This is a genomic window from Streptomyces sp. MA5143a, from assembly GCF_900290235.1.
Classification (GTDB): domain Bacteria; phylum Actinomycetota; class Actinomycetes; order Streptomycetales; family Streptomycetaceae; genus Streptomyces.
The window spans coordinates 213,344-224,645 of record NZ_OLMK01000014.1 but is presented as its reverse complement, the minus strand read 5'-3'; the positions used below and the strand labels follow the sequence as shown (position 1 = coordinate 224,645).

The 11,302-nt window shown below is 73.4% G+C and carries 9 protein-coding genes and 1 pseudogene; 5 read left to right on the top strand and 5 right to left on the bottom strand.

Annotated features, from left to right (window positions below; translation table 11 throughout):
• Positions 1 to 270: 270 nt before the first annotated feature.
• Genes SMA5143A_RS07810 through SMA5143A_RS07795 form a run of 4 tightly spaced genes read right to left on the bottom strand, consistent with a single transcriptional unit; the run spans position 271 to position 3,743 of the window.
• Positions 271 to 1,338 (bottom strand): NAD(P)H-dependent flavin oxidoreductase, encoded by a 1,068-nt coding sequence (locus tag SMA5143A_RS07810; protein ID WP_107462165.1) that lies wholly within the window; start codon positions 1,336 to 1,338, stop codon positions 271 to 273.
• Positions 1,338 to 2,114 carry a CoA-transferase subunit beta gene (locus SMA5143A_RS07805; protein ID WP_258193442.1) on the bottom strand — a complete coding sequence of 259 codons (777 nt, stop codon included), beginning with the start codon at positions 2,112 to 2,114 and terminating at the stop codon, positions 1,338 to 1,340. The genes SMA5143A_RS07810 and SMA5143A_RS07805 overlap by 1 nt, the downstream gene beginning before the upstream one ends.
• Entirely contained in the window at positions 2,111 to 2,959 is an 849-nt protein-coding gene (locus tag SMA5143A_RS07800; RefSeq protein WP_107462163.1) for a CoA transferase subunit A, read from the bottom strand. Before SMA5143A_RS07800 ends, SMA5143A_RS07805 begins: the two co-directional genes overlap by 4 nt.
• Entirely contained in the window at positions 2,952 to 3,743 is a 792-nt protein-coding gene (locus SMA5143A_RS07795; protein WP_107462162.1) for an enoyl-CoA hydratase family protein, read from the bottom strand. Before SMA5143A_RS07795 ends, SMA5143A_RS07800 begins: the two co-directional genes overlap by 8 nt.
• A gap of 53 nt (positions 3,744 to 3,796) precedes the next feature.
• Here SMA5143A_RS07795 and SMA5143A_RS07790 point away from each other — a divergent pair.
• A pseudogene (locus tag SMA5143A_RS07790) lies at positions 3,797 to 4,579 on the top strand (SDR family oxidoreductase); the annotation flags it as partial.
• Between the two features lie 476 nt (positions 4,580 to 5,055).
• Positions 5,056 to 5,967, top strand: coding sequence for an SDR family oxidoreductase (locus SMA5143A_RS07785; protein ID WP_107462161.1), 912 nt, complete (start codon positions 5,056 to 5,058; stop codon positions 5,965 to 5,967).
• Positions 5,968 to 6,229: 262 nt separating this feature from the next.
• Here the strand turns inward: SMA5143A_RS07785 and SMA5143A_RS07780 are convergent, their stop codons facing one another.
• A complete protein-coding gene (locus SMA5143A_RS07780) occupies positions 6,230 to 7,192 on the bottom strand; it encodes a hypothetical protein (protein WP_107462160.1) in 963 nt (320 codons plus the stop codon).
• 311 nt (positions 7,193 to 7,503) lie between these two features.
• On the opposite strand from SMA5143A_RS07780, the gene SMA5143A_RS07775 reads away from it, so the two are divergent.
• The 3 genes from SMA5143A_RS07775 (at position 7,504) to pepN (ending at position 11,195) form a co-directional block, all read left to right on the top strand.
• A complete protein-coding gene (locus SMA5143A_RS07775; protein ID WP_107462181.1) occupies positions 7,504 to 7,908 on the top strand; it encodes a chorismate mutase in 405 nt (134 codons plus the stop codon).
• Positions 7,909 to 8,048: 140 nt separating this feature from the next.
• Positions 8,049 to 8,600, top strand: a complete 552-nt coding sequence (locus SMA5143A_RS07770) for a response regulator (RefSeq protein ID WP_107462159.1) — start codon at positions 8,049 to 8,051, stop codon at positions 8,598 to 8,600.
• Between the two features lie 90 nt (positions 8,601 to 8,690).
• The gene (gene pepN / locus SMA5143A_RS07765; RefSeq protein ID WP_107462158.1) at positions 8,691 to 11,195 is read left to right on the top strand and encodes an aminopeptidase N; all 2,505 of its coding nucleotides are present in this window, start codon (positions 8,691 to 8,693) and stop codon (positions 11,193 to 11,195) included.
• Positions 11,196 to 11,302: the final 107 nt, after the last annotated feature.

The window sequence follows — 11,302 nt, the reverse complement described above, 5'->3', positions numbered from 1 at the left end:
GGCCGTGCGGCTCTGCGGCCTGGCGGCCCGGTGGCCCGGTGGCCCTGCGGCCTGGCGGCCTGGCGGCCCGGTGGCCCTGCGGCCCGGTGGCCCTGCGGCCTGGCGGCCGTGCGGCTCTGCGGCCTGGCGGCCTGGCGGCCCGTTGGCCCTGTGGCCCGGTGGTCCGTTGGTCTGGTGGCAAAGGGGTGCCGAGGCGTGGGTGTGCCGGTGGGTGAGGGGGCGGTTGCCAGCCGCCTGGCGCCGGGGGTGGTCGGGTGGGCCGGGGCCCCGTCAGTCCTCGGGGCCGAGTCGCCCCGGTGTCGTCAGCCTCGTCAGTGTCTCCTGCGCTTCCTTCATGATCCGGTCCACCAGTTCCTCGCAGGACGGCAGGTCGTCGATGACTCCGGTGACCTGGCCGGAGGCCATGACGCCGAGGTCCGTGCGGCCGTCGACCATCGCGGACCTCAGGAGCATCGGGGTGTTGGCGGCGAGCAGGACCTGGCTCCAGGTGAGGTCCTTGCCGTGCCTCATCGCGAGCCCGTCGCGGATCATGCCGCGCCAGGTGAGCTCCGAGATCCGGCGGAAGCCGGCCGCGTGGCGCACCGCGTGCAGCAGGGCGCGGGCGCGGCCGGACCTCTCCAGGGCGTCCACGAACTCCGTGCGGAGCATGCGGTGCGGCAGCCCGTCCACGGCCCTGGTGACGGTGACGTCCTTGACGGTCGCCGCGAGATAACGGGCCTTGACCGTGTCCGGCACCGTCGAGTCCGACGTCAGCAGGAACCGTGTGCCCATCGCGACGCCGGCCGCCCCGTACGCGAGCGCGGCGACCAGCCCCCGCCCGTCGTGGAAGCCGCCGGCGGCGACGACGGGGATGTCCACCGCGTCCACGACCTGCGGCAGCAGCACGGTCGTCGCCACGTCCCCGGTGTGCCCGCCGCCCTCCCCGCCCTGCACGACCACCGCGTCCGCTCCCCACTCCGCCACCTTCTCGGCGTGCCGCCGGGCCCCCACGGACGGGATGACGACCACCCCCGCGTCCTTCAGCTCGGCGATCAGCTCCCTCGACGGCGCGAGCGCGAACGACGCCACCCGGACGCCCTCCTCGACGATGATCCGCACCCGTTCCCGGGCGTCCCCGGCGTCGGCCCGCAGATTCACCCCGAACGGCGCGTCCGTGCGGGACCTCACCTCCCGTACGGCGTCCCGCAGCCGCTCCGGGCTCATCGTCGCGGACGCCAGGATGCCGAGGGCGCCCGCCTCGGCCGTGGCGGACACCAGGCGTGGGCCCGCGACCCAGCCCATCCCGGTCTGCACGATCGGGTGGCGGACGCCCACGAGCCGGGTGAGGGCGGTGTCCATCACCCCTGGACCTCCCGTGCGCGGGCGTTCTCCGGATCGAGCACCTCGCGGATCAACCGCAGCTCATCGGCCGACGGCTCCCGGGTGTACGGCACCTCCTCCGGTACGGCCAGCGCGAACCCGGTGGCCTCCTCGACCTGCTCGACGGTGACCCCCGGGTGCAGCGACGCCAGCCGCATCGAGCGGTCCGGGGTGGCGAAGTCGAACACCCCGAGGTCGGACACGACGCGGGGGAGCCGGTGGAAGCGAGCCGTCGCGGGATGCGCCGCGGCCCGGTCGTACCCCACCCCGCACACCATGTCGACCTGCTCCACGAACACCCGCCGGGAGTGCCGGGGAACCCAGTAACTCGTCGCGTTGTTCAGCGTGTTGACCGGCGCGCCCCGCACCCCGAGGAGCTGGCGCCGGGGGCGGGCCCAGTCGCCGACGCAGGAGATGTTCTGGTTGCCGTACCGGTCGATCTGGCTCGCACCCATCATCACGTGCCGTCGGCCACCGGTGACCAGGGCCAGGTGCTGCCGGTAGGGCAGCCACCCCTCGACGGTGCCGTCCGGGCCGACGAGCAGCGCCTCGCCGTCGGTGAGCAGCAGATCCGGGGCGAACGTCCGCCGGGCGAGACGTGCGCCCAGCGACGGGACGAGCCCCATCGGGCTGGCGAGGATCTCCCCGGCCCCACGCCACGCCTCGGCGCACGCGACCACGCAGTACTCGGCGCGGGTCGCTCCGCCCAGGCCGTCCCCACCCATACCCTCCCGGCCCATTCCGCCTCCGCTCATGCCTCCTCCTCGCGCCAGGCCCGCACGGCCTCCTGGTAGGCGTGCTCGTCGCCGGTGAGGAACCGTTCGGCGAACTCCGGCCACGCCGTGCCCGCGTACCGCTTCTGGAAGGGCTCGTCCCGCCCGTAGTCCGGCGCGCAGGACGTGAAGTGCGCCCCGTTCGGCGCCTCCACCACGCCTGTCACCACTTGGCGCTTGATCAGCAGCGACTGCGGCGGCGCCTCCTTGGTCAGCTCGGCCGTATCCACGATCCGCTCGCAGGAGACGTACGCGGCGTCGGCGGCCTCGCAGAACAGGTCGTCGAAGTAGGGGTCCGGGCCGAGGTACTGGCCGTTGCCGAGCCGGTCGGCCCGGTTGACGTGCACGAACGCGGCGTCCATGCGCAGGGCGGGCATCGCGACGAACGTCTCCCCGTCGGCGTAGGGCGAGGTGACGGTCCGCAGGGAGGGATTGACCCGCATCACGTCCGAGCCGATGCCCGCCCGCACCGGCAGGAAGGGCAGCCGGTTCGCGGCGGCGTGCAGGCCCCACATGAACATCGCCTCGTCGACCTCCATCAGCTCGAACGCGCCGCGTTCGCGTGCCGCGCGGAAGTGCGGCTCCAGGGGGATCGAGTCGAGCGTGGCGAACGCGGCGACCAGCTTCCGGATCCGTCCGGCGGCGGCGAGCATCCCCACGTCCGGGCCTCCGTACGAGACGACCGTGAGATCGGTGATCTCCGTACGGAGCAGTGCTCTCACCAGGGCCATCGGCTTGCGCCGGGACCCCCAGCCGCCGATGCCCAGGGTCATCCCGCTCTCCAGCCGCGCCACGGCCTCCTCGGCGGTCATGGCCTTGTCACTCATCCGCGCCCTCCTCCCTGCCCGCCCTGCCGAATGTGCCGCGGTCCCTGCCCGCCCTGCCGAATGTGCCGCGGACCTCGTCGGCGACCCCGCTGAGGTTCGCCTCGAAGGTGAAGCCCTGTTCGAAGCGGTAGCTGCGCCGTACGTCGACGGGGTCGATGCCGTTGATGGCGGCCTTGGCCAGCCGGATCAGCCGCCGGTCCTTCGCGGCGATCTCCGCCGCCAACTCCAGCGCGGCCGACCGCAGTCCGTCCCGCGGCACCACCCGCCACACCGAGCCGTGCGCCCGCAGTTCGCCCGCGGTCGCGGTACGCGAGGTGTAGTACAGCGCCCGCATCAGGTGCTGCGGCACCAGCCGCGCCAGATGCGTCGCCGCCCCGAGCGCCCCCCGGTCCAGCTCGGGCAGGCCGAACGTCGCGTCCTCGCTCGCCACGATCGCGTCCGCGTTCCCGACCAGACCGATCCCGCCGCCCAGGCAGAACCCCTGCACCGCCGCCACCACGGGCACCTCGCACTCGTACACCGCCGCGAAGGCCTCCGCGCAGCCCTCGTTGGCGCCGATCAGCGCGCGCTGCCCCGCCGCCTGGATCTCCTTGATGTCGACGCCCGCGTTGAACCCGCGTCCCTCCGCCGCGAGCACCACACACCCGACCGCGGGATCACGCCCCGCCGCACGCACCGCGTCGGCCAGCTCGAACCACCCCCGTACCGGCAGGGCGTTCACCGGAGGGAAATCGACCGTGACGAGAACCGTCCCCTTTTCCGGGGACGAGGTGGAGACACCCATGGGAGCATCAGCTACCTTCCACCTAACGTTTGTTTGGTGGAAGGTAGCAGCGGATGGAGCTCAACGGGAAGCTCGCCGTCGTCACCGGCGGCACACGCGGCGTCGGCGCCGGCATCGCCCACGCCTTCGCCGAGGCGGGCGCCGACGTCGTGATCTGCGCCCGCCGCCCACCCGACGCACCGCTCAAGGGCGCCGAGTTCCTGCCGCTGGACGTCCGTGACCCGGACGCCGTCCAGGCCCTCTTCGACGGCCTGCCCCGCGTCGACGTCCTCGTCAACAACGCGGGCGGCACGCCCTACCGGCCACTCACCGGCACCGGCACCGGCACTGGCGCCGGTGGCGGCACCGGCTCCGACCCCGCCACCGACGCCCGCCGCCACGCCCGCGTCATCGACCTCAACCTCACCGCGCCCCTGACGGTGTCCCTCGCCGCCCACGCGCATCTGAGGCGGTCGCGGGGCTCGATCGTGATGATCGGCAGCGTCAGCGGCAGCCGCCCCTCGCCCGGCTCCGCCGCGTACGGCGCCGCCAAGGCCGGCCTGGAACACCTCGCCCGCTCCATGGCCGTGGAGTGGGCCCCCGACATCCGCGTCAACACCCTCGTCCTCGGCATGGTCCGCACGGAGCTGTCCCACCTCCACTACGGCGACGATCACGGCGTCGCGGCCGTCGCCCGCACGGTCCCCCTCGGCCGCCTCGCCGCCCCCTCCGACGTCGGAGGGGCAGCCGTCTTCCTCGCGTCCGACGCTGCGGCGTACATCACCGGGGCGTCCCTGCTCGTCCACGGAGGCGGGGAACGCCCGGCGTTCCTGGCGGCGGCCACGCCGGGGCGGGACGGTGGGGGCGACGCTGTTCGGTGCGCCGGGGGCGGCGCCGGCCGGGCCACCGGCGGCGATGCTGACCGGGGCGTCGGCGGCCGGGCCACCGGCGGCGACACCGGCCGGCCCACCGGTGGGGACGCTGACCGGGGCGCTGGGGGCGACACCCGTCGGGCGGCCGGAGGCGAAGCGGACCGGCGTGCTCGGGGTGGTATCGGCGGGGCGGCCGGCGGCGACGCTGACCGGGACGCCGGGGGCGGGACCCGTCGGGGCGCCGGAGGCGGGACCGGTCAGGGCGTCGGAGGCGGGACCGGTCAGGGCGTCGGGGGCGGGGTCGGTCAGGGCGTCGGGGGCGGGGCCGACGCTGATTCCGTCCGGTACACGACGGGCGTCCCCCACCGAGGCGCGCCTGACGACACCGGTCGGGACGCGGTGCGCGACTCACGCAGGGCGGCGAGGCCCGACGACAGTGACGGAACCCGAGGAGGCGGATGATGAGCGGACAACGACTCTGCGAGGGGCGCGTGGTGATCGTGACCGGCGCGGGGCGCGGACTGGGGCGCGCACACGCCCTCGCGTACGCCGCTGAGGGCGCCTGTGTCGTCGTCAACGACCTCGGCGTGGGGCTGGACGGCACCCCGGACCCCGACAGCCCCGCCGCCCGGGTCGTCGACGAGATCCGCGCCGCCGGAGGGGACGCGGTCGCCCACGGCGGGGACGTCGCCACGACCGACGGGGCCGCGTCCCTCGTCCGCGCCGCGCTCGACACGTACGGACGCCTCGACGCCCTGGTCAACAACGCCGGGTTCCTGCGCGACCGCATGCTCGTCAACCTCGACGAGGACGACTGGGACGCCGTCCTCCGCGTCCACCTCAAGGGCCACTTCCTCCCGCTGAAGCACGCCGCCCTGCACTGGCGCGCCGAGGCGAAGAAGGGCCGCCGCCCCGAGGCGCGCGTCATCAACACGAGCAGTGGCGCCGGCCTCCTGGGCTCCGTCGGTCAGGGCAACTACAGCGCGGCCAAGGCGGGCGTCATCGGCCTCACGCTGGTCGCGGCGGCGGAACTGGGCCGCTACGGCGTCCTCGTCAACGCGATCGCCCCCGCGGCCCGCACGAGGATGACCGAGCGGGTCTTCGCCGAGACGATGGCCGCGCCCGGCACCGGCTTCGACGCGATGGCCCCGGAGAACGTCTCCCCACTGGTGGTCTGGCTGGGCTCCGCCGCGTGCACCGCGGTCACCGGCCGCGTCTTCGAGACGGAGGGCGGCCGCATCACGGTCATGGAGGGCTGGCACCCCGGCCCCACAGCCACCCGCCCGTCCCGCTGGACCCCCGGTGAGGCAGGAGAGACCACCCTGAAACTCCTGGCAGAAGCCCAACAGCCCGGCCGCACCTACGGCACGTAGCCCCCCGGGGGTTCACGGGGGCGCTGGGAACCGCACCCTTCCAACCCTCCCGGCACCCCACCCCCTAGGGGCGCGGGGAACTGCGCGCCCAACCCCCACGCACCGGCAGAGAACGCGCCCAGCCCCGACAACCGGCACCCTTCTAACCCTCCCCGCACTCCACCCCCCAGGGGCGCGGGGAACCGCGCGCGCAACCCCCACGCACCCGCACCGGCCCAAGCACCCGGCGGCCCCCACCCCCTACCGCGCCCGGCCACAGAACCTACGTGTCGCAGTCCAGCACCGTCCGGCACAACCCGCACCGCGCCCGCACCCGCCCCCGAACCGGCACCCGGATCCGCTGATGGCACGTCGGACAGGGAAACGACACCCGCAAGCCCCCACCCCCACCCACGCCCCGACCACCGGCACCCGCGGCACGCGCCCCCGCACCCGCCCCCGGCGCCCCCTCCGCCGAGAAGACGTACGGCACCCCCCGCTCCACCCCACCCGCCCCCGCCCGCGGCTCCCGCGCCCGGCGCCGGTCCCGCGCGTACCGTCGTCGCCCCGCCCACCCCGCCGCGGTCAACGGCGGCTGCTCCGCGTCCTGCCGTGCCCGCCCCCGCCCCTCCACGTACGCCGTGTACGCCTGCGCGCTGGTGAACCACACCGACGGGTCCTCCCCGAACACCCGCGCCCGCTTGGCCAGCACGTACCCGAACTCCTCCGGCGTCAGATACCCCAGCTTCTGCGACGACGCCCCGTCCTCCCGGTACGCGTCGAGCAGCAGCCAGCCCGCCCCCAGATACGTCGCCGCCGTGTCCGTGAGGATCTCGTTCTCGCGGACACCGGGGAACGACAGCCCCAGCCGATGCAGATAGACATGCGCCACCTCGTGCGCGAGGGCCGCCCCGATGTCCCGCCGGTGGGTGCGGAAGCGGTCGTTCAGCTCGACGAAGTACTCGGGACCGGCGGCCAGTTCGACGTTCGCCGCATGCGTCATCTCCCGGAAGCCGACGATCAGCCGGGCGTCCGGCAGCCGATAGTGCCGCACCAGCTCACGGGCGACCCGCTGGGCACCCAGATGGAGATCGTCGGTGTCGCAGAACGCCACCTCGACGGGGGAGACACTCGTGTCGAACGCCTGGATCGTGTCGTACGACAGCCGCTTGTACAGCGCGGTGATCGACGTCCGCACGACCTCCAGGTGCGGGTACCCGTGCTCGACCGGTCCGCCGTTCGCCACGTCCGCACCCCCAAAGACGCCTCGACACGTTCCACTCTAAGGGGTCCTTTCACTATGCCCGCCCGGGTCGCGCGGCCTGGCACCGCACCTCGCCGCGTTGCCGAAAAGTCCAGGTGGCTCCGCTACCAGGACTCTCCGGCGCCTTGCGATGCACGGCACCAGACCACGCGACCTGATCGGACGCTCATAGTGAAAGGACCCCTAAGCCGGTGCCCGCCGACGCCGACCGGTGTCCGCAGGGGCGGCCCGGCGCCCTCGGGGCCGCCGCCCGCGACGTGGGACGGCGGACCGGCCGACGTAGGGTGACGACCATGACCACCAGCGACACCAACGAGGCGAACAGCGGCACGGCGGCCGGCGAGGTCGACGCCGAGGTGCGGGCCGAGCTGACCCGGCTCCGGGACAGCATCGACAACATCGACGCCGCCGTCGTCCACATGCTCGCCGAACGCTTCAAGTGCACCCAGCGGGTCGGCCACCTCAAGGCCGCGCACCAACTGCCCGCCGCCGACCCGGCCCGCGAGGCCCAGCAGATCAACCGGCTGCGCGGGCTCGCCGAAAGTGCCAAGCTGGACCCGGCGTTCGCGGAGAAGCTCCTCAACTTCATCATCGCCGAGGTCATCCGGCACCACGAACGCATCGCGGACGACGCACTGAACGGCACGACCGGCGACAACGGCACCACCGCCAACGGCGCCGCCGCGGGACAGCGGTGACCACGGCGGAGTGACATCCCGCCCCCCAGCGGGCATCCTGCGTGAGCACTCTTCGTCAGACCGCGACTACATGCGGTGAGAAACTCGGATCAAGGCGCCGCCGACCGCGAGCCGCCGAGCCGAGTGAGGGGACACGGGCCATGCCGTCGGAAGCCAAGATCCTCATCGTGGACGACCACGAGGACACGCTCTACGCCCTGGAGAGCGCCCTGGCCCCGCTGGGCTACCACCTGACCCGCGCCACCAGCGGCGACGCGGCGCTCAAAGAGGTCCTGCGCGGCCAGGTCGGCCTGCTCCTCCTCGACGTGCGCATGCCCGGCGTCAGCGGCCTCGACGTCGTCCGCTACATGCGCGGCGTCGAACAGACCCAGCACATCCCCGTCATCCTCCTCACCGGCTTCGGCCCCGACGCCGAGCTGACCGCCGCCGCGTTCCGCCTCGGCGTCGCCGACCTCGTCATGAAACCCATCGACCCCTGGGCGCTGCGCACCAAGGTCCGCTACCTCTTCGACGCCCACGAACGCTCCCACGCCCTGGAACGCGAGGTCCGCGAACTGCGCGCCCGCCTCAAGGACCACCAGGACCGCGACGACCGCGCGGACCGCAAACACGACGACACCGGCGGCCGCGTCCCCGCCCAACGGGAGCGCACGGACGACGACACGCGGGACGGCGCGAACGACCGGGCATAGGCCGCATACGACCGGGCGCGCGGCGCATACGACCGGACATAGGTGGCGTACCCGGCCCGCCCCTGTCCCGTGCCCTGGGCATCAGGCAGCATGTCCCTCATGTCCGTACTGACGCGCGACGAAGCGCATGCCCGTGCCCGACTCCTCGACGTCCACCGCTACGAGATCACCCTCGACCTCACGCGCGGCGACGAGACGTTCGACTCCCGTACCGTCATCCGCTTCACCGTACGGGGGAAGAAAAAGGCCGCGGACACCTTCGTCGAGCTCAAGCCCGCCGACCTGCGCTCCGTCACCCTCGACGGCAAGCCCCTCGACCCCGAGACCCTCGACGGCAACCGCCTGCCGCTCACCGGCCTCACCCCGGGCGAACACGAACTGCGCGTCGACGCCGCCATGCGCTACTCCCGCACCGGCGAGGGCATGCACCGCTTCACCGACCCCACCGACGGCGAGACCTACGTCTACACCCAGCTGTTCATGGACGACGTCCAACGCGTCTTCGCCGCGTTCGACCAACCCGACCTCAAGGCCGTCTTCGACCTGACCGTCACCGCGCCCGAGGGCTGGACCGTCCTCGCCAACGGCATCACCGCCCAGCAGGACGACGGCACCTGGCGCGCCGCCACCACCCCCCTCATCTCCACCTACCTCGTCGCCGTCGCGGCCGGCCCCTGGCACTCCGTGCGCACCCAACACCGCGGCCTGCCCTTCGGCATCCACTGCCGCCGCTCCCTGGCCCCCTACCTCGACACCGACGCCGACGAGATCCTCGACGTCACCCGCGCCTGCTTCGACCGCTACCACGAGAAGTTCGAGGAGCCGTACCCCTTCGACTCCTACGACCAGGCCTTCGTCCCCGAGTTCAACGCGGGCGCCATGGAGAACCCCGGACTCGTCACCTTCCGCGACGAGTTCGTCTACCGCTCCGCCGTCACCGACACCGAACGCCAGACCCGCGCCATGGTCATCGCCCACGAGATGGCCCACATGTGGTTCGGCGACCTCGTCACCCTGCGCTGGTGGGACGACATCTGGCTCAACGAGTCCTTCGCCGAGTACATGGGCTACCAGACCCTCACCGAGGCCACCCGCTTCACCGACACCTGGGTCGACTTCGGCGTCGCCCGCAAGGCCTGGGGCTACGACGCCGACCAGCGCCCCTCCACCCACCCCGTCGCCCCCGAGAACGTCGACGACACCGCCGCCGCCCTCCTCAACTTCGACGGCATCTCCTACGCCAAGGGCGCCTCCGCCCTGCGCCAGCTCGTCGCCTGGCTCGGCGAGAAGGACTTCCTCGCCGGCATCAACGCCCACTTCACCCGGCACCGCTTCGGCAACGCCACCCTCGCCGACTTCATCGACAACCTCGCCGGCGCCACCGAACGCGACGTCCACGCCTGGGCCGACGCCTGGCTGCGCACCACCGGCGTCGACACCCTCACCCCCAAGGTCACCCGCGGCACCGACAGCACCTACACCCTCACCGTCGACCACGCCGGCACCCGCCCCCACCACATCACCGTCGGCGTCTACGACCAGGACCCCGGCGACGACCAGGGCCACCTCACCCTCCGCGAGAGCCTCGCCCTCGACATCCCGCAGACCGGCGACCAGCCCATCGGCAAACGCCCCGCCCTGCTCCTCCTCAACGACGGCGACCTCACCTACGCCAAGGTCCGCTTCGACCCCGACTCCTTCACCACCGTCACCGGCCACCTCAGCGGACTCCCCGACCCGCTCACCCGCGCCGTCGTCTGGAACGCCCTGCGCGACGCCGTACGCGACGCCGAACTCCCGCCCAGCGCCTACCTGGACGCCGCCCGCACCCACCTGCCCCGCGAGACCGACCTCGCCATCGTCCAGGGCGTCCTCACCTTCGCCACCACCCAGATCGCCGACCGCTTCCTCACCCCCGAGCAGCGCCCCGCCGGCCTGACCACCCTCACCGCCCTGTGCCGCGACCTCATCCGCCGCACCGAGGACGGCGACAACCCCGGGCTGCGCCTGACTGCTGTACGCCACTTCATCGACGTCGCCGCCCACCCCGACACCATCGCCGCCTGGCTCGCCGACGGCACGGTCCCCGGCGGCCCCGAACTCGACCCCGAGCTGCGCTGGCGCGTCCTCGGCCGGCTCGCCGTCCTCGGCGCGGTCGACGCCGACGCGATCGCCGAGGAACTGGCCCGCGACCCCAGCGCCACCGGCCAGGAAGGCGCCGCCCGCTGCCGGGCCGCCCTCCCCGACCCGGAGGCCAAGCAGGCCGCCTGGGAGGCGATGTTCACCACCGACGACCTCTCCAACTACCTCTTCACCGCCACCGCCCAGGGCTTCTGGCAGCCGGAACAGACGGAACTCCTCCAGGAGTACGTCGACCGCTACTGGGACGACGCGGTCGCACTGGCCGCCCGACGGGGCCCGGCCATCGCGGAGGCCGCCGGACGCTGGGCGTTCCCCGTCCACACGGTGGACGCGGACACCCTCGGCCTCGGCGAACGCTGCCTGACCGAGGCCGCCCCCATCCCGGCCCTCCGCCGAAAGCTCGTCGACCAACTCGACGACCTGAACCGCGCCCTGAAGGTCAGGAACGCGTAACCGCTCCCGGAGAACGCCGACGGTCCGACCGGGCCGGCGGCGTTCCCACGCGTGGCCGGTCGTGATCCTCACGTCGCGTGGGGCCGGCCGTGGTGCGCGGCCCGTGC

What these genes read in the sequence shown, in the direction of transcription:
- pepN (WP_107462158.1), top strand. Translation starts at nt 8,691, where the DNA reads ATGTCCCTCATGTCCGTACTGACGCGCGACGAAGCGCATGCCCGTGCC.
- SMA5143A_RS07785 (WP_107462161.1), top strand. Translation starts at nt 5,056, where the DNA reads ATGAGCGGACAACGACTCTGCGAGGGGCGCGTGGTGATCGTGACCGGC.
- SMA5143A_RS07775 (WP_107462181.1), top strand. Translation starts at nt 7,504, where the DNA reads ATGACCACCAGCGACACCAACGAGGCGAACAGCGGCACGGCGGCCGGC.
- SMA5143A_RS07810 (WP_107462165.1), bottom strand. Translation starts at nt 1,338, where the DNA reads ATGGACACCGCCCTCACCCGGCTCGTGGGCGTCCGCCACCCGATCGTG.
- SMA5143A_RS07770 (WP_107462159.1), top strand. Translation starts at nt 8,049, where the DNA reads ATGCCGTCGGAAGCCAAGATCCTCATCGTGGACGACCACGAGGACACG.
- SMA5143A_RS07800 (WP_107462163.1), bottom strand. Translation starts at nt 2,959, where the DNA reads ATGAGTGACAAGGCCATGACCGCCGAGGAGGCCGTGGCGCGGCTGGAG.
- SMA5143A_RS07795 (WP_107462162.1), bottom strand. Translation starts at nt 3,743, where the DNA reads ATGGGTGTCTCCACCTCGTCCCCGGAAAAGGGGACGGTTCTCGTCACG.
- SMA5143A_RS07805 (WP_258193442.1), bottom strand. Translation starts at nt 2,114, where the DNA reads ATGAGCGGAGGCGGAATGGGCCGGGAGGGTATGGGTGGGGACGGCCTG.